This window comes from Nonomuraea sp. NPDC049421 (assembly GCF_040677005.1).
Taxonomy (GTDB): Bacteria; Actinomycetota; Actinomycetes; order Streptosporangiales; family Streptosporangiaceae; genus Nonomuraea; species Nonomuraea salmonea.
Map to the genome: position 1 here is coordinate 224,240 of NZ_JBFAQA010000012.1, position 19,255 is coordinate 243,494.

A 19,255-nucleotide genomic window follows, 5' to 3' on the forward strand; every position below is an offset into this window, starting at 1 on the left:
AAGAGTCGCTTTCTAACTAGGAAGCGGCTCTTTTTCGCATCGTGGGAGAATGTGGGAGACGACCTCGGACGCGGTGCCCTCCCGCCACTTCGCCAGTTCCCTGTCGAGCAGCGGGATCGCGCTGTACGGGTAGGCCCGGAACCGCTCGGCTACCGCGTTCTCCCACAGCGCTTGTAACACCTCGACGAACTCGAGGCGCATGGCCTCGGTGCATGACCGGCCGCCCTGGCCGATGCTGTTCGCCGGGCAGGGCCTGGCGGCGGCCGCGCGCCGGCTTGGGCCCGTACGCCGCGATTCCTAGTACTCCAGTGACACTTCGGCGATCATGGCTGGTTCCGTCCTGGCAGTGGCGGCTACCCCGCGTACCGACGACATACCACGCCTATACCGCTGCTCCCTAAGCTCATGGTCCATGGGTCAGCCCCGGTGGCCACAAGCGTGGCGCCGGGTGCCGCGACACCCATGCTGCCCAGCGGAAGGATTCGCCGCGCAGAGTGTGGCAGTTGCACTTGCGTGGCCTCGGAGAAAGGTGTTCGGTGAGACGAGTTCTGGCGGTAGCCGCACTGGTAGCGGCAACCAGCATGACGCTTTTTGCCAGCGCGACCCCGGCGAGCGCGAATACGAGGGTGGCCTTCTACTCCTCGTGGGACGCTTGCAAGAGTGCCGAGAAGGTTATGCAAGTGGTATTCGTCTGGAGGGACTACTACTGCGCCTTCGCCCCGAAGGGATATGAGTTGTGGTGGCGGTGAGTCTTCGGGTCCGCCGGGTGCTCGATTGATGGTGTGAGCTCACGAGGCGCTTCACCGACGCGCTCCGCCATCCGATTTCCGGAGAGCGGCCATTCTGCTGTTTGCGTGCTTATCCGCGTGGCGGTCGCCACTCTCGCCTGAGCAAGCCGTACACCCATGAGTCGGACACGTCGCCGTTCACGATGCAGTTCTCGCGCAACGTCCCTTCGCGTGCGAATCCGATCTTCTCCAGGACGCGGGCGGATGCTTCGTTGCGCGTGTCGGTCTCGGCCTGCACCCGGTTGAGATCCAGGGTGTCGAAGGCCCATCCCAGCAAGGCGTGGGCGGCTTCCGTCGCGTAGCCGTGGCCCCACATCCTCTCATCGAGGCAGTAGCCCAGCGACGCGCTGCGGAAGTCCGGGTCCCAGTCGATCAGGCCGCACCAGCCGACGAAGGCCCCGTCAGAAGTACGGTCGATGGCCACCCGGGCGTCGGTGCCTGAGTCCGCCCTCTTGCGGCACAACTCGATGAAGCGCTTGGCGCGGGCCCTGTCGGTCCACGGCGGGGCGTCCCAGTAGCGCATGACGTGGGCGCTGCTGTGCATCGCGAAGAGGGGCTCGGCGTCGGCGTCAGAGAAGGGGCGCAGCCGCAGGCGGGCGGTGTCCAGGGTGGGGATGGCCAAGGTCATGCGCACATCCTGGCGTTTTGAGAGCGTCCGGGAAACCGAATATCCGGGGGCCCGGCCCGGTCGAAAGTGCTGGTCCTGGACGGCACTTTCGACCGATGCCGCTCTTGGGGTGTGGTCCCGCAGACTTGGGGCTCATGTCAGAGAGAAGACGGCGTATCGACGCGCTTGATGTGATCCGCGGATTCGCGCTCTGCGGGATCCTGCTGGCCAATGTGGGACCGATCTCCAACATCAGCGGCAAGGTCGTGCCGGCCGGTCCTGGCGACTGGATGGGGTACGTCGTTGATCACCGGTTCTTCCCCATCTTCGCCGTTCTGTTCGGGGTGGGGTTCGCGCTGCTGCTGGAGTCGGCCGAGGGTCGTACGGCGAGTCCGCGGCTGCTCCTGGTGCGCCGACTGGTCGTGTTGCTCGTGATAGGCGTCCTGCACATGTTCCTGGTCTGGCCGGGGGACGTGCTCGCCATCTACGCGGCCTCCGGGCTGGTGTTCCTGCTGCCGTCGACCTGGCTGCCGCGGTGGACGGTCGCGGGCCTCGCCGCTGTGATCCTCGTGGCGTCCCTGTCGGTCACCGACGGCTACCTGCTCGCCCCCGGCCTGCTGCTGGCGGGCGCCGCACTGGTCAGGTTCGGCGTGATCGACCGGATCGAGCGGTCCCTGAAGGGGACGGCCATCACGGGCGCGCTGCTCGCGGTGGCCACGGCACCGGTACTGGCGGCGCAGGTCGTCATGCACACGAACGGTCCCGTCGGCCGGGCCGGCGGTGTCGTGACGGCGGTCGCCGGCATGCTGATCGGCGGGGTGTACGTGTGCGTGCTGCTGCTCCTGCTCAGGACGCCGCTGCGGGCGGCGCTGCACGCGCTCTTCGCGCCGCTGGGGAAGATGGCGCTGACGAACTATCTCACCGCCTCGATCCTGGTGCTGGCCGTGGCGCACCTGCACGGTCGTCCGCAGGACTGGACGCAGCCCGTGTTCCTGGCGGTCGCGATCGGGGTGCTGGCCGCGCAGTGGGTGTTCTCCACATTCTGGCTGCGGCATTATCGGTACGGGCCGCTCGAATGGTTGTGGCGCTGGGCCACATGGGGGCGCCGTCCGGCCATTGGACGTTCGCACAATTCTGGACGGACAGCTTGGTCGAACTGACAGGCTCCGCTTTGTGGGCTTCAGCACGGTTGGACGGTCAGTGAATTAGCATCCGAGTCGTGGTTCTCCATGGCTGCGACCAGGGGTTTCTGCTATTCGGATCCAATATCACCGACGGGTTGACGGGATGGATGCGGTGACCGGCCCTCTTCTACGCATCTCGTCCGGTCATGACATCGAACGATCGTGGAGAAGCACCATGAAGCTCCTCGCCGCGTGCGGTGCGGCGGCGGCCCTCACGGCGATGGCGAGCATGGTTCAGGATGGCTCCTGTGACTGAGCGCGATTTATTCGCCTATGCGTTGGTGGCCGGGGGCGTCTCGCTGGCCGTGGCCGTCCTCGCGGTGGTCTTCGGGGGGACGGCGTTCGCGAGCGCGTGTGCTCTGATAGGCATCGGGTTCATGGTCGGGGCGCTGGCCCTGGCCGTCTACGAGCAGCGCGACAAGGGGGCCTGACGGGGTGGTCATCAGGGATGCCGTGAGCCAGGACTGGGACGGGATCTATCCGTTCTATGCGGCGATCATGGCGGAAGGGCGGACCTTTCCGTTTCCCGAGCGGCAGAGCCTCGAAGAGGCACGGCCGTGGTGGATGGAGCAGCCGCCCGGCAAGACCGTCGTCGCGGTCGATGACGACGGCGTGATCGTGGGGTCGGCCAAGATGGGGCCCAACCGGCCCGGGCGGGGGTCGCATGTGGCCACGGCGTCGTTCATCGTGGATCCTGCGCATCAGGGCAAGGGGATCGGGCGGGCGCTGGGAGAGTATGTGATCGACTGGTGCCTCAGCCGGAGATTTCGTGGCATCCAGTTCAATGCGGTGGTTGAGAGCAATCGGGCGGCTGTCCAGCTCTATCGGTCGCTGGGGTTCGAGGTCGTCGGCACCGTGCCCGAGGCGTTCGATCATCCGGATGAGGGGTTCGTTGGGCTGCACGTGATGTACCGGCGGCTGAACCCCGCCGCAGGCTCGTACGTCTGAAGGGCATGCGATGTCTTGCCCTCCTCGGTCTCGTCGTGCTGACCGCCTGCGGGAGCACAACGGCTTTCAGTGAGCCGGCCACGTACGCGGCCGGGTCCGTCACCGTGCTGGAGAGTCCCGAGCACGGGCCGCAGCTGTGCGACGTGGTGGCCCAGTCGCTGCCGCCCCAGTGCACGGGGCCGGACGTCGTGGGCTGGGACTGGGGGAAGGTGGAGCACGAGAGCGCCGGCGGGACGAAGTGGGGCCACTACAAGGTGACCGGTACCTGGGACGGCTCTCGGCTGACCCTGACCGAAGCGCCAGGAAAAGCGACCGAGATCAAGGCCGAGGAGCGGCGGTTCGACAGCCCGTGTCCGGCTCCCGTGGGTGGCTGGCGGCCGGTCGATCCCGCCAAGGCGACGCAGGCCGCGCTGGAGAAGACCCAGCAGCGGCTGCAGAACGAGGAGGCCGTGGGCGGGGTTTGGCTGGACCAGAGCTACCTAAAGTCGATTCCAGGCTACGACGACAGCAAGCGCGAATGGTCCGAGAAGTACGCGAACAACCCGACTCGGCTGGTGCTGAACGTGAAGTTCACCGGCGACCTGGCCGGCCGGGAGGCGTGGGTGCGGGAGAGCTGGGGCGGCGCGCTCTGCGTCAGCCAGGCCCGGCGCGGCGAGGAGTCGTTGCGGCAGGTCCAGGAGGGCCTCGGTGAGGATCTCGGCCAGGCGTTCGTGTCGTCCTCGGTCGATGTGGTGAAGGAGCAGGTCGTCGTCGGCGTCTGGGTGGCCGACGAGGACGTGCAGGAGCGGCTGGACGACAAGTACGGGGCGGGCGTCGTACGGCTGGATGGGGTGTTGGAGCCGGTCGGGTAGCGGTCACGCGTGGTCGCGGCGATCGGGAGCGGTGATGCGCCGCAGCGGCTCGTGCTCGGCGGGCCCGGGTAGGACGCGGTGGTCGGCGAGCTGGAGTCGGTGCTCGCCGACGTACGCGCCCAGGAGGAGGTCTCCCGGTCCGCCGACTTCCCCGATGCCTAGTCGGGCCAGGTCATGTTGATCGAGCGTTCGAAGTTGACGTAACCGGCCCTTGCGAACGCCTGCGCCATCGGAATGTTGCCCAGGTCGGTGGCGGCGCGGATGCGGGGGACGTGTTCCGCGCCGAGGATGCGGGTGCCTTCGGCGAGGAGGTCGTCGATGTAACCGTTGCCGCGGTGTGCGGGCAGGACGGCGATGTAGCCGATGATCGCGTTGTAGTCGTTGCGGCCGGGTGTGACGAAACCGACCGGTTCGCCGCCGGGCAGCGTCGCGACCCGCCACCACGCGCGGGGGCTGGTGTAGCGGGCGAGCTCGTCCTCGTAGTGCCTGATGGCGGCCTCGCGGGGGGACAGGTGGGTCAGATCGTCCCTGCTGTGGGCGTCGAGCGTGCCGTCGAGCACCTCGGTCATCAGGTCGAGCAGCTCGTTCTCGTCGCGGATCGGCCGGAAGCTCAGGCGTCCCGACGGCTCGGGGATCGGCGTGCCTGGCCGCCATTCCAGGCGCAGGCGTTCGACGAACAGGCGGGCGCCGGTGCTCTCCAGCACGGTCATGCGGTCCTCGACGGCACGTCTGTCGGTCTCGCGCCAGTCGGGTGGGACGAAGCGGAGGTATTCCGGTGGTTTGCCGCCTGCGGGGAGCGTCTCGGCCATGGCGGTGCGCAGCAGGCGTACGGCGACGTCGGCGGCGCCCTCTTCGAGGTCGAGGATGTCGAGCAGGAAGGGGTCGTCGTCCTTGTCGCGGCCCCACCAGGCGAGCCTGGCGAGCAGGCGGTCACCGCGCAGGGCCATCCACATCCAGCTCGGATGGCGGCGGCCGGCGGCGAGGTCGTCGGCCAGTTCGTGGTTCAGGGTGTAGGGCTGCCGGTTGAAGAGGTCGAGCTCTTCCCGGCCGGTGATCGGGCGAATGGTCAGGTCTTGCACGGTCTAGGCACTCTCCGGTGGAAGGCGCCTGGCCGCTCCGGGGCTCAGCGGTGGTCGGAGCCCCGGGAGGGCACAAGCGCGATGAACGTGGGCTTCATGGGCTTATCCCTCCTCTCTGTGTCGTCTGGGTGGTTTCTATCGGGCTCGCCGGTGGGGCGCAAACGGTTTTCGGTCAGCACGTGTTCGGCTGCGGGGTGGTGTCGGGCGGTGCGGTGGAGCCGAACACGCTCATCGCGCCCCATGCCCTGATGAGCTCGACGGGTACGGGGGCAGCGCAGACGCGCACGTCGAAGCGGCCTCGGTAGGTCCAGGGGGAGTCGCCGCGTGCCGTCCAGTAGTGCTGGCCGTCGCGGAGGGCGACGGCGTGGAACGCGTCCTCCTGCGGGGTGTCGCCGAAGATCATCCCCAGGTAGACGGTGGCGTTTTCCACAGGGACGCCGGTGGCGGCGAGCTGGGCGCGGGTAGCCGGGGAGAGCGTCAGCGGGATGGCGGAGCCGGCGGGGAGGCGGTCGTCCAGCGAGTCGTCGTATTCGGCGTTCGCCGGGTCCACGGTCTGCGCCGGGTTGGGCTGCGTCGGGGTGGTCCGCGCCGGGGTGGGCTGTGTCAGCGTGGGTGTCGACTGTGGAGGCTGAAGGAGCACCGTGAAGGTGGCGGCCACGGCGACGACGAAGGTGATGAGCAGGCCCAGGACCAGTAACAGGGCGCTGCGTGGCCTTAAGCGGTCGCTCACTGACGCTTTGTACCACGGTTCTAGGATTTTTGATCTGAATCCCGGCGGGTGGGGCTGTGGGTAACGTGCCGGCGGTGAGGAAACAAAGGAGAAGCGCGCGGTCCGTCGCCGTCGTGGGGGCGGCGGCGGCCGTGGTGCTCGGCGGGATGGCGGCGCCCGCGCAGGCGGCGGAGAACTACGGGCAGTACGCCCGGTTCGGCGAGCGCAGCGCCGGGCAGCACTGGGCGGACGGGCAGGTCGCGGGGCAGTGGGCGTGGAAGCCGCTGTCGTCCACGACGTCCGAGATCAGCTGGGGTGACCCGAAGACGTGGCCGCCGGCGTACGGGGAGAAGTTCGTCCACAGCGGTGACTGGCTGATGCTGGACGGGTGGCGGGACAACGGGACGTACTACACCGTGCGCGTCACCAAGGAGCAGATCGGCGACGCCAAGTGCGGAAATCTGCGGACTCTCGCCACGTCCGGGCGTCAGCACTACGTCAAGTGGGGCATCTCCTCCCAGGGCTACTGCTTGAAGGCGTGGGGGACGATCACCGAGAAGTCGTCAGGGAAGGTGGTCGACTTCGGGCACACCCAGATCTGGTCGCCGCCCGCGCCCTGCTCGAACCGCTACCTGGGCAATCAGACCTGCATCAAGCAGTGGGAGTCCTGGTGGGACAACAACGGCAGCCCGGGCGAGCCGATCGCGCGGAAGCTCGAACGGGATCAGTACATCGCCCGCGGTAAGGGGATGGCGTTTAAGATCCACCAGTATTTCCCGAAGGAGTGGAAGTCGGAGGCCAAGTCGTACTGGACCTGGTGACTGGGGCTGTGGACGGCGGGTGGGGAGCCGGCTTCTCGGGGCCGGGACCTGCCCGCCGTCTTTTGGGTTCCGGGGGTGGTCGGGGCGGTGCTCATCCACAGGGTGAGGGGCGCGGTGGATGACGGCCTGATCCGGCTGCCGGAGGTGGGGACGGGGGGTGATTTACAGCGTTATGTACTGGTGACTTTTCCGGTGTGGTATGGCCGGTCCTGGGGTGTTGGGCGGTGGCTGGGCGAGGGTCGGTCTCGCCGGTTGATGGTGGCTCTGAGCTGGGGAAACGTGGATATCCGCTGGTCGGCGCGGGGGTGGCTGCTCGGGGGGGCGGAGGGCTCCTCGGGAGGCTGTGGGCGGGGTCCGCGCGCGGGGGTTCGGTGGGTTGTGGATAACCGCCCTCGGCGGGGGTGCTCGGACGGGTTATCCACAGGGGGCATTGGTTATCCACAGATTGTGGGTCGGCGGCTTTTCAGCGTCGCGCAGCGGCCATGATGCCCCTCAGGAGGTGCGGCGACGATGTTGCTGAGCAAGGACGGCGGAGTCGCCGGGAAGGTCACGGGCGGCCAGGCCGGCGGCCACCCGGTCGCGGAGGTCGGCGGGCTTGTGGTCGTCATACTTGAACTTCGCGCGTACGCCGGTCACGCGCAGCCGCAGGCCGCGCACGGCGGACAACTGCTTGTGGTACGGGCCCGCGTCGGGCGCGACCTCCCCGTGGTCGCCGACGGGCTGATGGTGGGCGAGCTGGCGGCGCAGGATGTCGGCCTTGCCCTCCTTGTCGTCCACGATCTCGGCCTGGCAGATGAGCTGGACGGAGGCGTAATAGCTGGTGGGCACGCCGGTCTCGGGGGAGTCGGAGCGCCAGCCGGTCGGGATGTAGGCGTAGTCGTCATGGACGCTGACCACCGCCGCCGGGTTGGCCTCCAAGGCCTGCCAGATCGGGTTGGGGCGGGCCAGGTGGAGCAGCACGTGGTCGTGGCCGTCGTACAGGAAGTGGGTGGGCACGACGACCGGAGGCGCGCCGTCCACGCCGTTGACGGCGATCTGGCCGAAATCGCGGGTGCTGAGCCAGATGCGCCATTCGTCGTCGGTTCTCGCGGCGTCCCAGGGGTGAATCAACATGCGCGCCTCTTTGTATTAGTACATAATGGGTATTGTGTCAGAAACATACCTGATCGGCGGTACGACGGCCAGCGAGATCGCGGCGGGGGTCGAGGTGGCGGTGTCCGACGGGCGGCTGCCTCCTGGGGTGACGCTGCCTCCGGTGCGCGAGGTGGCCGCCATGGCCGGGGTCAGCCCTGGCACGGCGGCGGCCGCGTACCGGCTGCTGCGCGAGCGCGGTGTCATCGAGACGGCCGGGCGGCGCGGCACGCGGGTCAGGGCGCGGCCGGCGACCATGCTCAGGGAGGAGATCAGGGTCGAGGTGCCGCCGGGGGTGCGCGATCTGTCCCAAGGCAACCCCGATGCCCGCCTGCTGCCGCCGCTGCACGACGCCCTGGCCGCCGCCGCGCGGGCGCACGAGGAGCGGCCCGCCATGTACGGCACCGGCGACGACGACGAATTGCTGGCGCTGGCGGGTGCGGGGTTGCGGGCCGATGGGGTGCCTTCCGGGCCGCTGGCCGTCACCTCGGGCACTCTCGACGCCGTCGAACGGGTGCTCGCCGGGCACCTGCGGCCTGGCGACGCCATCGCGGTCGAGGACCCGGGGTGGACGGCGCTGCTCGACCTCGTCGCCGTGCTGGGGCTGCGTCCTGTGCCGGTGCGGGTGGATGACGACGGGCCCGTCCCTGACGAGTTGGGGCGGGCGTTGCGGGCGGGCGTACGGGCGGTGGTGGTCACTGCTCGGGCGCAGAATCCGACCGGTGCCGCCGTGACGTCCGCGCGGGCGGCGGAGTTGCGTGCGGTGCTGGGCTCTTATCCGGAGGTGTTGCTGATCGAGGACGACCACGGGGCCGGGTTCGTGGACGTGCCGCTGCATCCGCTGGCCGGGGCCACGGCTCGGTGGGTGCTGCTGCGGTCCACGGCCAAGGCGTTCGGGCCCGACCTGCGGCTCGCGCTGGTCACCGGCGACCCCGTCACGCTGGGGCGGTTGCGGGGGCGGCAGCGGTTGGCCGCCGGGTGGGTGAGTCACCTGCTGCAACGTACGGTCGCGTACCTGTGGCGTACCCGGGCGGTGGATCCTGCGGCGGTGGCGGCGTCTTATGGGCGGCGGCGGGACGGGCTGGTCGGCGCGCTCGGGCGGCGGGGCATCGCGGCGCACGGGCGGAGCGGGCTGAACGTGTGGATTCCCGTCGCCGACGAGTCCACCGCCATCACCCGGTTGCTTGCTCGGGGCTGGGCTTGTGCGCCCGGGGCTCGCAACCGCATCGCTGCTCCGCCGGCGTTGCGGCTCACTGTCTCGACGTTGGATGGGGAGGAGCTGGAGCCGCTCGCCGACGCCTTGGCGGCCGCTCTGACGCCGGTCGGGGGTGGGCGATACGGGTGAGCGCGGGCGCGAGCTGGGGTGGAAAGGGACCTGATTCGTCCACAGCGGGGTGGAAGGGAGACGAGTTCGTCCACAGGGTGTGAGAACATGCGTCGCCCTGAGGCGTGAGGGCCCTCGCCTTCGCGGCGAGGGCCCTCACGGTGGTCAGGACAGGAGGGGTTCGCCGATCCAGGTGCCGGGGGTGCAGCCTGGGGGGATGGCGAAGACCGCCGACCCGATCGTGGTGATCCACTCGTTGAGCAGGTCGCCCTCGGCCAGCATGCGCTGGATCGGGACGAACTGGCGGTCGATGTCCGCCTGGTACGACGCGAACAGCAGCCCCGAGTCCGGCTTGCCCTCAGGGGTCAGGCCGTCGTCGTAGTTGTACGGCCGCCGCAGCAACCGCAGCGCCGGGTCGGCCACGTGGGCGCGCCTCATGTGGGCGTACTCCGAAATCACCGGGAAGCCGAGCCGGTTCTTGCGGGCGTAGTCAGGTTCGTCCCGTTCGGCGGTGCCGGTGAGCGGGGCGCCGGTGTCGAGCCTGCGGCCGATGGTGAACTCCCTGGCAGTACGGTCGACGGCGTCCCACGTGTCCAGCGCCATCCGGATCCTGCGCAGCACCAGCGTGGTGCCACCGGTCAGCGGGCCCTGGCTGATCCAGACGGCTTTGTCCAGGTCAGTGGCGTTTCCGGTGCCCTCGATCTGGCCCATCAGGTTGCGCCGGGTCGCGGAACGGAAGCCGCGTTGCGCCCACCGTACGCGGGCGAACGACCGTGCGTCCTTCACGAGCATCCGTACGGCGTGCGCGACCGTCACGTTGTCGTCCGCGCACACCTGCACCAGCAGGTCTCCCCCGCTCCACCGCTCGTCCAGGCGGTCGGTGGTGAAGCGGGGCAGCGGCGACACCGGCGGTTCCGTCCCTGCGGCCTTGAACAGCCCTGGCCCGAAGCCGAAGGTGCAGGTCAGGCGGGCTGGGTTCGCGGCCAGTTCGGGTTCGGTGTCGGCGAGCGCCGGCCGCCCCTGGGTGAGGCGGGCGGCGTCGTCGGTGAGGAGCTTGAGCAGGCGTACGAGGGCCTCCTTGCGGGTGCCCGGCAGCAGGTCGAAGCCGAGGAAGACGGCGTGCGCCTGCGGGTCCGTCGCCACGCCTGCCTGGTGGGGGCCGTGGAAGGGCTCGGTACGTTGCGCCGTCGCGACGCCTTGGGCGGGCGTACCGGCCTGATCGAGGCTGGCCGCGACGCCCTGGGCGGGCGTACCCGCCTGATCGGTGCCGGCCGTGAAAGTGCCCGCGCGGGTGGACGGCGCGGACCGCGGGGCGGCGGGCGTACCGGGCTGATCGGTGGTGGAGGCGCAGCCCACCAGGGCGCCGGCCGCTGTGACGGCGCCTCCGGTGAGCAGGCCGCGGCGGGTGATCACTTGTGCCCCGGCTGGTAGTCCTCCTCGCCGCCGGCGAAGTCCTTGCCGACGGCCGTGAACTCCAGCGGCTGCCCGCCCTGCACCTGCAGCGTGAACGGGATCTGCGCGCCGGGCAGGACCTCCTTGGTGACGTCCATGAGCATGATGTGGTCGCCGCCTGGCTCGAGAAGGTGGGTGCCATGGGCGGGCACCACGAACCCGCCCTCCTTGGGACGCATGACCATCTTGCCGTCGTTCTCCACCACCTCGTGCAGCTCGATCGCCGAGGAGAGGGGGGAGGCGCCGGAGACGACGGTGATCGGCTGGTCGGTGTCGTTGACCAGCGTCCCGAATGCGGCGGTCATCCCCTTCTGGGTGGTCTTCACCCAAGGGTCGGTGATGCTCAGGGCGCCGGTCGCGGCGACGGCGGACGTGGACGTGGTCGGCGCGGCGGCCGGAGCGGCCGGTTCCGCGGTGGGGGAGCCGCAGGCGGTCAGCGCCACGACGGTGGCCGCGAGCACGAGGGCATGACGAGAGAACATGGGAATGCCTTTCTCCGCCCGGCATGCCGAAGCAGACCCTGCCGGGCGTGGTGGGTCGTCAGATGAAGGGGACGTACGTCGTGCCCGACCCGCAGGTCAGGCGGTGACGACGCGCGGCGGGCCCCTCCGGCTGACGATGTGCCGCAGGACGGCCGAGCGCAGGATGAGCGGCTCGGTCGTGGCCGGCGGCGTGAAGAAAGGCGTGACGAGCAGCGGCAGCCAAAGGACCAGCAGCCGTACGGCCAGCCGCCGCAGCAACCCCCAGAGCACGGCCTCGCCGCGCGCCAGCCACAGCGCGGTCAGAGCGACCGCCCAGCCGTGGGTGATCAGCATGCCGATACTCGGCACGAGCCCTGAGTGCAGGTGGTCGGCCAGGTGGTGCGGGGCGGCGGGGCCATCCGGTGGGAGGACGGCGTGGGAGAGCGAGAACATCAGGTGCAGCAGCACCTGCAGGCCGGCCAGGAGCGGCAGGATCACCGCCAGCGACCGCTCGCGTCCGGCCAGCGGGTACGCCGCCGCGAACGCCAATGCGAACGCCCCCACCCCGGCCTCCGCCGGCACGGTGGCACCGCCGAGCATGTGCGCCGCCGCGCCCAGCGCCAGACACACCGCGGCGAACACCGCGGTGCGGGCCAGACGGAACGGCGTCATGCGCCTAGCATTCCACGCCATGCGGGCGGTCCGGACCTCGATCCCGCTTCACGTGAAACCACCATCTCTCCTGCCATGCGGGCGGTATGGGGGCGATCCCGGTTCACGTGAAACCACCGTCTCTCCTGCCGTTGCGGGCGGTCTGGGGGATCCCGCTCCACGTGAAACCACCGTCTCCCCTGCCGATGCGGGTGGTCTGGGGGGGCGATCCGGGTTCACGTGGAACCACCGCCTGCCTTTTCGATGTGCGGTGAATGGTCTGGTTTGGGGTGGATTGGGTGCGGAGTGGTGGGGGGCGGTTGATAATCGTGGGCGATGCCGAAATTTCAGGAGTTGTCGGCGTTCGCGGAGGCGATTGCGCCTGTCATCAATGCCGCCAACGTCAATGTGCACGCCTCCGCCGTTCGAGCCGTCGCCGACCTCAGCACCGCCTCCGGGCTGACGCCGGGGCTCCTGTCGGATCTGCGGTTCAGCCTTCCGTCGCGTCCGCTGACCCGGCGTGGGCTGGAGGTGTTGTTTCGGTACGGCGATGTCGAGGGTGATCTGCTTGAGCATCTGCGGCAGGGTGCGCTGGTCCAGGACCCTGATGGTGTGCTGCGGTTGACGGATGCCGGGCGGGACTTCATCCACAGCCTGTACGAGGTGCATGCCGCCGCTGTCGAGCGTGTCTGGGCGGGCAGTGACCTGGGGGAGGCGGCCGAGCTGGTGGGGCGGGCGGTCGATGCGGCGGAACGGCTGCCAGGCGGTGCCTTCGAGCTTGTGTCACCGCCGTACGAGCCGGAGGGGGCGTCGCCGGGGTTGCTGGTGTTCAACCGGCTGGCGGTGCTGCGGTATCACCGTGCTGATGCGCATGCCGCGGCCTGGCGGGCGGCCGGGCTGTCGGCCGCTGAGATCGTCGGGCTGGTGGACGGCCCGCTGCGCGCCGGCATCGAGGCGGACACGAACCGGCGCGCCGGCCAGGCTTACCGTACGTTGTCGGAGCGCGAGCGGGACACCTTGTACGAGACCCTCCTCAAGCTCATCTAAAGGGCGGTCAGGAGGCGGCCTGCCTCGGTGCGGTCGTTGACGCCGAGCTTGTCGTAGGCCGCCTGCAGGTGGTTCGCCGCCGTACGGGTGGACAGGGTGAGGCGGTCGGCGATCTGACGGTTGGTCAGCCCGGCCGCCGCCAGCTGGACGATCTCGCGCTGCCGGGGCGTGAGCTCCGGGGTGGCGAGCCGTACCAGCGCCGGTGTGGAGACCCCGGTGCAGCGGCGGGCCAGCGCGCACGCCCTGGTCTGCGCGCCCCTCGCCAGGGTTCCGCGCCCGGACTCGCGGTAGGCGGCGGCCTCCTGCGCGGTGGCCTCCGCGGCGTACAGGAGCATGCCGCGCCGCTCGAACTCACCCGCGACCGCGCGCAACGCGTCCGGATCGCCCTGAGCACGGGCGTGCCGCGCGAACAACACCGCCAACGCCCCCTCGACCTCACCGAACCGCCCCGCCCGAGGACTCGCAGGCTCGTCGGCCGAGCCCGGCCCGGGGCTTGCGAGCGAGCCGGCCAGCCCCGAGCCGGCCAGCCCCGAGCCGGCCAGTCCCGAGCCGAGGCGGAGGAGGTCGTGGTGGGCGAAGAGGAGGTGGCCGTACAGTTCGTGGCGTTCCGCGTGCTCGGCCGCCACCTCGCAGCGGCGTACGGCCTCCGCCACGTCGCCGCCGGCCGCCGCCACCCACACGGCGGCGTGCAGGGCGTGCTGGCGGGTGAAGGCCCAGCGGGCGGTCAGGCGCTGCGCTTCGGCGAGTGAGTGTTCGGCCTCGTCGAGCCGCCCGAGCAGGGCCAGTGCGTGTGCCTGCTCGGCGAGGCAGCGCCCCAGGTAGGGCTCGCGCGCGGGCAGCCGCCCGATGTCCTCGCGGCAGTGCCGCAGCGCCTCGGCGGCGTCGCCGCGCAGCCGGGCGGCCATGGCCCGGTACGCGCCGAACCCGGTCATCGACAGCTCGGCCGCGGGCAGCTCCATGCCGCCCGATGCGACGCGGTCGAGCTCCGCCGGGCGCCCGGTGAACGTCTGGGCGGCGCAGAGCGCGTCCAGGAGAGTGGGCAGCGCGTGCGGCGCCTCGTCCCGCCACTCGTCGAGGGTGTCCATGGCGGGCCCGGCCACGACCAGAGCCTGCTCGCCGCGCCCGGCGTACGCGTGGATCCACGCCTCCAGCGCGACCTCGTGCACGCGCCCGCGTACGGTGCCGGACCGGCACGACCTGGCCAGATCGAGCGCCCGGGAAGCGGCGCTGAGCCGCCCGGCGAAGCAGTCGGCCACGGCCCGATAGACGTGGGCCTCCTGCCGCCACCGGGGGTCGGTCAGAGTGGCGGCGGCGACGTCGAGCACGTGACACGCCTCGGCGTCCGCGCCCGCCCATGCCAGGTTCAAGCCGAGGCTGTGGGCGTGCTGGGCGCGCTCGCTCTCGGTGACGGCGTCGCGGGCGGCCCGCCGTAAGGCGGTGACGGCGGACCCGGCCTCGCCCAGCACCATGAGCACCTCGCCGAGCACGGCCACCGCCGCCACCCCGGCGCCCGCCTCGATGGCGGCCCTGGCCAGGCGTTCGGCGAGGCGCGGGTCCTGCCGGCCCCAGGCCAGCCGGGCGGCGGAGATGAGCATGCCGGGGCCGGTGACCGAGCCGCTGTCGAGGCGCCAGACGGCGGCGCGCAGCTCGTCCTCGCGCCGCCGCAGCCCGGTGGCCTCCAGCGCCTCGGCCAGCGTGCGCAGCCGGCGCCTGGCCCGCAGCGTGCCGCAGTCGCCGCGGACCACCTCGCCGTAGAGCGGGTGGCCGAGCCGCAGCTGTTCGCGCCTGCCCTCGTCCACGGTGACGATGAGGCCGCGGGCCTCGACGCGTTCGACCGCGCCTGACGAGGTCAGCCCGGCCAGCAGGTCGAGGCCCAGCGGCTCGCCGAACGCGACCAGTTCCAGGACCTCGCGCTCGTCCTGGTCGAGGTGGCCGATGCGGTCGCCGACCAGCTCGCGCAGGCGCGGCGTCATGGACAGCTCGCCGTGCCAGCGCCACTCGCCGTCCTGCTCGGTCAGGCAGCCGGACGTACGCCCGGCGTGCACCAGCTCGCGCAGGTAGAGCACGTTGCCCTCGCTGACGCGGGCCAGCCTGCGTACGGTCGCCGGCGCCAACGCGCCGCCCAAAGCCCCGGCGAGCACCTGCCCGACCTCGGCCGGCGTCAGCGGCGGCAGCTCGATGCGTTCGAGCAGCTCGTCCTTCCACAGCGCGGTCACCGGATCGGGCTGCGGCTCCCCTGACCTGACGGTCACCAGCAGCCTCGCCTGGCCGCGGCCGGCCAGGTAGTGCACCAGCGCCGCAGACGCCGGGTCGAGCCGGTGCGCGTCGTCCACGCTGACCAGCAGCCCGCCGCGTCCTGCCTGGTCGCGCAGGTGGCGGGCGGCCCAGCGCAGCAGGTTCTCGCCGCCGCGCGGCGGCCCGGTCAGAACGTGCGCGAACGCCCCGAACGGGATCATCGACGCGGTCTCCGTGCCCTGCGCGCGCACGACCCCGTAGCCCCGCAGTCCGTGCAGTGCCTGTGCGGCCAGCCTGCTCTTGCCGACCCCGGCCGAGCCGGCGATCATCATCCCCGTGCCGGACCGCAGCGCGTCGCGTACGGCCCTCAGTGATCCCCCTCGCCCGACGAACGGCCATCCGCTCCCCTGCTCGCTCATCGTGCCTCCTCTCACCACTGATGGTGATGAGCGAGGTTCGCGGCAGGTTCAGGCCGGATCGCGGGTCAGCCCGGCGGCGCCCATCAGCAGCTCGATGACCGCGTCCGCGCCGCTGAACGGCACCGGCTCGCCGCCCACCTCTTCGAGCAGCCCGCGGAGCTGGCCGCCGGACTGCTCCGGCTCGACCAGCCGGACGATGACCGTTCTCATGCGAGCACGATCTCGCCGCCAGGTTCAGGTCTGGTTCAGGTCGTCAGGCCGGGTACGGCGCGGGCTCGACCTCCAGCTCGCGCATCAGCTCGGCGTAGAGGCGGTAGCGCCGGCGGGCGTCGCCGCGGCGCCCCGCCCGGTCGAGGACGCGGACCAAACCCAGGTGGGCGCGCTCGTCGTAACGGTCGCGTTCGAGCAGCCGCAGCCAGTAGCGGGCGGCCTCGTCGTGGCGGTGCTCGGCGGTGCGCGCCTCGGCCAGCCTGGCGGCGGCCTGCACGTACGCGAGCCGCGCCTGCTCGCGCAGCCCGACGGCCCAGTCGGCGTAGGGGTCCTCCTCGCAGAAGTCCCCGCCGTACGCGGTCTCGGCCGCCGCCCAGCGTTCGAGGGCCTCGCTCGTACGTCCGGCCTGGTCGAGCCGCACAGCCTCCCCCACCAGATCCAGAAATTTCTCGACATCGACGTCGACGTGGGCCAGCTCCAGCCGCAACGCGCCCTCGTCCGAGACCACGATCTCATCGGGCGGCCACTCCCGCCCCGGATCGAGCACAGAACGCAGCGTGGACACCATGACGTTCAGCCGCCGCAGCCCGACCGCCTCGCCCTCCTGCCCGGGCCACAGGATCTCGACCAGCCGCTCCCTGCTGATGCCGCTCCCCCGGCGGCAGACCAGGATCTTCAGCAGGTCACGCGCCTTGCGCGACTGCCACGCCGTACGCGGGATCGGCGCCGCCCCGCGCAGCACGCGGAACGTTCCCATCGTCTCGATGACGACCTTGGCGGCGCGCGGGGGAGCGGCGCGGGTGACCAGCGCGTCGATGCGGTCGTCGAGTGCCCGGCAGCCGATGGCGTGCATGCGCTCGCGTACCGCGACGGCCACCTCCGCCCCGGTCGCGGGGTCGGCGAGGGCGGCCCTGACCAGCTCGGCCCTGGCCAGGCCGACGGGGTCGCCGAGCGCCGACCAGCGCAGCACCGCCGCCTCGGCCTGCGCGAGGTCGGCGTCCAGCTCGGCGCGCAGCTCGGCGATCGCGGCGTGCGCGGCGTGGTCGCGGCGCTCGACGGCGATCGGCTCGGTCGCGTCGAGCAGCGCCCTGGCCTCCTCACGCCGCCCGCCGGACAACGCCACCCGGGCGGCGGCGATCCGCGCGGGCACGCCCGCGATGCCGCCCGCGTGTTCCAGCGCCCGCGCGGCCACCCGGCGGGCCTCGTCGGGGTCGTCGTCGGCGAGCAGCTCGGCCAGGCCGTTGAGCGCCTGCGAGAGCGCCTGCACCTCGCCCGACGGCTCGGAGTCCGCGATGACCCGCCGGTAGAGCGCGATCGCCGCGGCCCTGTCGCCGCGCAGCGCGTGCACGGCGGCGAGCCTGGTCAGGCCGGCGCCGGTCAGCGTCGAGCCCATCGACTCCCAGCGGGCGACCGCGTCGGCGGCCTCGGTCGCGGCCTCCTCAAGGCGGCCGAGGCCGATGAGGGCCTTGGCGCGGTTGGAGACGTTCAGGGCCGCGAAGGGGGCGAAGGCCACCAGGTCCGACAGCCGGCCGGCGATCTCCGTCTCGGCCAGCGCCTCCGCGTACGCCGCCTCGTCCAGGTGACGGGAGGCCCGGTTGGCGTGGATGCGGATGAGCTGCACCATGTCGCCGGCGTCGCCGGCCCGCTCGGCGTAGGCCAGCGCCCGCAGGTAATAGGCGTCGTTGGCGCGGCGGTCGCCGTCGAGCGCGGCGAGCATGGCCAGCACCGTGTTGGCCATCGCCAGCGCGGCCGCGTCGCCGGCGCTCCTGGCCTGTTCGAGTGCCTTGTCCGCGAGCTCGGCGCAGGCCGCGCGGTCGCCCTTCAGCCAGTGCACCGACGCCATGGAGGCGGCGCACATGGCGGCGTCGGCGGGCGGGCGGCCGTGGGCGTGGCCGCGCTCGTACATGGCGAGTGCGGGGTCGAGCGCGCCGCGCATGTGGTCGATGAAGGCCAGCCGCCTGGCCACGTGCGCGTCGAACGCGGGGCTCGCGGCGGCCCGCGCGAGCAGCTCGCGGGCGCGCGTCCAGTGGCCGCGGTTCTGCTCGGCGACGCCGGCCAGCTTGAGCATCGGGGGAGCGTCGCGCGCCGACTCGGGCAGCAGCTCAAGTGCGGCCGGTACGTCACCGCGCTCGGCCAGCCGCGGCCCGTGCGCGTCGAGCAGCGCGGCGGCCAGTTCGGCGTGCCCGGTCGCGACGGCGGCGCGCAGGGCCAGCTCGGGACGGTCGTGCTCGACGTACCAGCGGGCGGCCACGGCGGCCACGTCGTGGGCCTCGTGCCGGTCGAGCGGGGCGTGCTTGGCCAGCACGTGGCCGCCGGTCGAGGTGAGCCGGTGGCCGTCCTGGGCGGACTCCAGGAACAGGCCGCGCCCGGCCAGCGTGCCCAGCGTGTCGGGCGGGGCGCCGAGCGTCGCAGCCAGGCCGTCGGTCAGCATCGGCAGCACGGTCGCGGCCCGCAGCAGCTCGCGCATGGCCGCGGGCAGGTCCTGGTACGCCGCCAGCGTGAGCCGTTCGAGCGTGGCGGAGTTGGCGGCTAGCCCCGCCACCGTGGAGCGCCAGGCGGAGCCGTCGGTCCTGGTCAGCGCGTCGAGCGCGGCCCGCACGGCGGCCGGCCAGCCGCCGCAGGTGCGGTGCAGTTCGGCGGCGATCTCCCCGCCGGGCTCCCCCAGCACGGCCCGCGCCCACGCCTCGGTCTCCTCCGGGGTCAGTGCCAGGTCTCTCGCGTCGAGGTCGAGCACCTCGTGGTCCTGCCGCAGCCGCGCGGTGGGGAACGGCAGCGGCGCCCGCGCGGCCATCACCAGGTGCAGGTGCCGGGGCGCGGCCCTGACGAGCGTCTCGACGTACCGTACGGGGCCGGGCGCACCCGTGATCGCCTCCACCCCGTCGAACACCACGACCAGCCCTCGCCGCAGCCGTCCGGCCAGCGCCTCGGCCAGCGCGCCCGCCAGCGCGGCGGCCCTCGACGTCTCGTCCGCTCCTGGACCGAGCGGCGCGCCCGCCGCGGTCACGAGGTCGGCGGGCAGCTCGGGAACGCGCCGCGACACCTCGGCGGCGACGGCTCCCGCCAGGGCGGGCAGCTCGCGGTCGGCCGGACCGAGCCGGTGCAGCACGGCGCCCACGGCCTGGCTCCAGCCCGCCAGCGCGGTGGACTTGCCGTAGCCCGCGGTCGCGACGAGCGCGGTCAGCCGGTGTGTGAGAGCCCCGTCGAGCCGCTGGTCGAGCGCGGGGCGCGGGTGTACCCACCCTCGTTCCACCTCCGCATGCTACGCCCGCTTTCACCGGGGACTCCAGAGTTCTCAAAGTGCCACCTCCCGGTAACCAGTGGGTAGGCGCACTATGGTC

The 19,255-nt window shown here is 71.7% G+C and carries 18 protein-coding genes; 7 read left to right on the top strand and 11 right to left on the bottom strand.

The features are described 5' to 3' along the window. Positions 1-12 precede the first annotated feature (12 nt). Positions 13-201 carry a hypothetical protein gene (locus AB0K18_RS22300; protein WP_364917065.1) on the bottom strand — a complete coding sequence of 63 codons (189 nt, stop codon included), beginning with the start codon at positions 199-201 and terminating at the stop codon, positions 13-15. A 657-nt stretch (positions 202-858) separates the two neighbouring features. Continuing rightward, positions 859-1,416 carry a GNAT family protein gene (locus AB0K18_RS22305; RefSeq protein ID WP_364917068.1) on the bottom strand — a complete coding sequence of 186 codons (558 nt, stop codon included), beginning with the start codon at positions 1,414-1,416 and terminating at the stop codon, positions 859-861. Between the two features lie 134 nt (positions 1,417-1,550). Here AB0K18_RS22305 and AB0K18_RS22310 point away from each other — a divergent pair, with 134 nt between their 5' ends. The 4 genes from AB0K18_RS22310 to AB0K18_RS22325 all read left to right on the top strand — a co-directional run bounded on the left by AB0K18_RS22310 (position 1,551) and on the right by AB0K18_RS22325 (position 4,378). Further along, positions 1,551-2,555 (top strand): DUF418 domain-containing protein, encoded by a 1,005-nt coding sequence (locus AB0K18_RS22310; protein ID WP_364917070.1) that lies wholly within the window; start codon positions 1,551-1,553, stop codon positions 2,553-2,555. Between the two features lie 272 nt (positions 2,556-2,827). Continuing rightward, on the top strand, positions 2,828-3,010 hold the full coding sequence (locus AB0K18_RS22315; protein ID WP_364368682.1) for a hypothetical protein: 183 nt from the start codon (positions 2,828-2,830) through the stop codon (positions 3,008-3,010). Positions 3,011-3,014: 4 nt separating this feature from the next. Continuing rightward, the gene (locus AB0K18_RS22320) at positions 3,015-3,527 is read left to right on the top strand and encodes a GNAT family N-acetyltransferase (protein ID WP_364917072.1); all 513 of its coding nucleotides are present in this window, start codon (positions 3,015-3,017) and stop codon (positions 3,525-3,527) included. A 5-nt stretch (positions 3,528-3,532) separates the two neighbouring features. Then, the gene (locus AB0K18_RS22325; RefSeq protein WP_364917075.1) at positions 3,533-4,378 is read left to right on the top strand and encodes a hypothetical protein; all 846 of its coding nucleotides are present in this window, start codon (positions 3,533-3,535) and stop codon (positions 4,376-4,378) included. Positions 4,379-4,536: 158 nt separating this feature from the next. Here AB0K18_RS22325 and AB0K18_RS22330 read toward each other — a convergent pair whose 3' ends face one another. Both AB0K18_RS22330 and AB0K18_RS22335 read right to left on the bottom strand, forming a co-directional pair. Further along, positions 4,537-5,457, bottom strand: a complete 921-nt coding sequence (locus AB0K18_RS22330; protein ID WP_364917076.1) for a GNAT family N-acetyltransferase — start codon at positions 5,455-5,457, stop codon at positions 4,537-4,539. A 172-nt stretch (positions 5,458-5,629) separates the two neighbouring features. Then, on the bottom strand, positions 5,630-6,187 hold the full coding sequence (locus tag AB0K18_RS22335; protein WP_364917079.1) for a hypothetical protein: 558 nt from the start codon (positions 6,185-6,187) through the stop codon (positions 5,630-5,632). A 74-nt stretch (positions 6,188-6,261) separates the two neighbouring features. Between AB0K18_RS22335 and AB0K18_RS22340 the strand changes: the two genes are divergently transcribed. Then, entirely contained in the window at positions 6,262-6,987 is a 726-nt protein-coding gene (locus AB0K18_RS22340; protein ID WP_364917082.1) for a hypothetical protein, read from the top strand. 492 nt (positions 6,988-7,479) lie between these two features. Here the strand turns inward: AB0K18_RS22340 and AB0K18_RS22345 are convergent, their stop codons facing one another. Next, on the bottom strand, positions 7,480-8,100 hold the full coding sequence (locus AB0K18_RS22345; RefSeq protein ID WP_364917085.1) for an FMN-binding negative transcriptional regulator: 621 nt from the start codon (positions 8,098-8,100) through the stop codon (positions 7,480-7,482). Between the two features lie 34 nt (positions 8,101-8,134). On the opposite strand from AB0K18_RS22345, the gene AB0K18_RS22350 reads away from it, so the two are divergent. Further along, positions 8,135-9,463 (top strand): aminotransferase class I/II-fold pyridoxal phosphate-dependent enzyme, encoded by a 1,329-nt coding sequence (locus tag AB0K18_RS22350; protein WP_364917088.1) that lies wholly within the window; start codon positions 8,135-8,137, stop codon positions 9,461-9,463. A 144-nt stretch (positions 9,464-9,607) separates the two neighbouring features. Here the strand turns inward: AB0K18_RS22350 and AB0K18_RS22355 are convergent, their stop codons facing one another. The 3 genes from AB0K18_RS22355 to AB0K18_RS22365 all read right to left on the bottom strand — a co-directional run bounded on the left by AB0K18_RS22355 (position 9,608) and on the right by AB0K18_RS22365 (position 12,027). Beyond that, a complete protein-coding gene (locus AB0K18_RS22355; RefSeq protein WP_364917091.1) occupies positions 9,608-10,855 on the bottom strand; it encodes a Dyp-type peroxidase in 1,248 nt (415 codons plus the stop codon). After that, a complete protein-coding gene (locus AB0K18_RS22360) occupies positions 10,852-11,376 on the bottom strand; it encodes a copper chaperone PCu(A)C (protein WP_364917094.1) in 525 nt (174 codons plus the stop codon). Before AB0K18_RS22360 ends, AB0K18_RS22355 begins: the two co-directional genes overlap by 4 nt. A 96-nt stretch (positions 11,377-11,472) precedes the next feature. Next, positions 11,473-12,027 (bottom strand): MFS transporter, encoded by a 555-nt coding sequence (locus AB0K18_RS22365; protein WP_364917096.1) that lies wholly within the window; start codon positions 12,025-12,027, stop codon positions 11,473-11,475. 315 nt (positions 12,028-12,342) lie between these two features. Here AB0K18_RS22365 and AB0K18_RS22370 point away from each other — a divergent pair, with 315 nt between their 5' ends. Then, positions 12,343-13,053 (top strand): hypothetical protein, encoded by a 711-nt coding sequence (locus tag AB0K18_RS22370; RefSeq protein ID WP_364917098.1) that lies wholly within the window; start codon positions 12,343-12,345, stop codon positions 13,051-13,053. On the opposite strand, the gene AB0K18_RS22375 is transcribed toward AB0K18_RS22370, so the two are convergent. The 3 genes from AB0K18_RS22375 to AB0K18_RS22385 are packed head-to-tail and all read right to left on the bottom strand — an operon-like array spanning position 13,050 to position 19,167. Continuing rightward, a complete protein-coding gene (locus AB0K18_RS22375; RefSeq protein ID WP_364917101.1) occupies positions 13,050-15,707 on the bottom strand; it encodes a LuxR C-terminal-related transcriptional regulator in 2,658 nt (885 codons plus the stop codon). The two genes, AB0K18_RS22370 and AB0K18_RS22375, sit on opposite strands and share 4 nt — an antisense overlap. Before the next feature lie 48 nt (positions 15,708-15,755). Next, positions 15,756-15,917 carry a hypothetical protein gene (locus AB0K18_RS22380; protein ID WP_345393211.1) on the bottom strand — a complete coding sequence of 54 codons (162 nt, stop codon included), beginning with the start codon at positions 15,915-15,917 and terminating at the stop codon, positions 15,756-15,758. Positions 15,918-15,960: 43 nt separating this feature from the next. Beyond that, positions 15,961-19,167, bottom strand: a complete 3,207-nt coding sequence (locus tag AB0K18_RS22385; RefSeq protein ID WP_364917103.1) for a BTAD domain-containing putative transcriptional regulator — start codon at positions 19,165-19,167, stop codon at positions 15,961-15,963. Positions 19,168-19,255 lie beyond the last annotated feature (88 nt).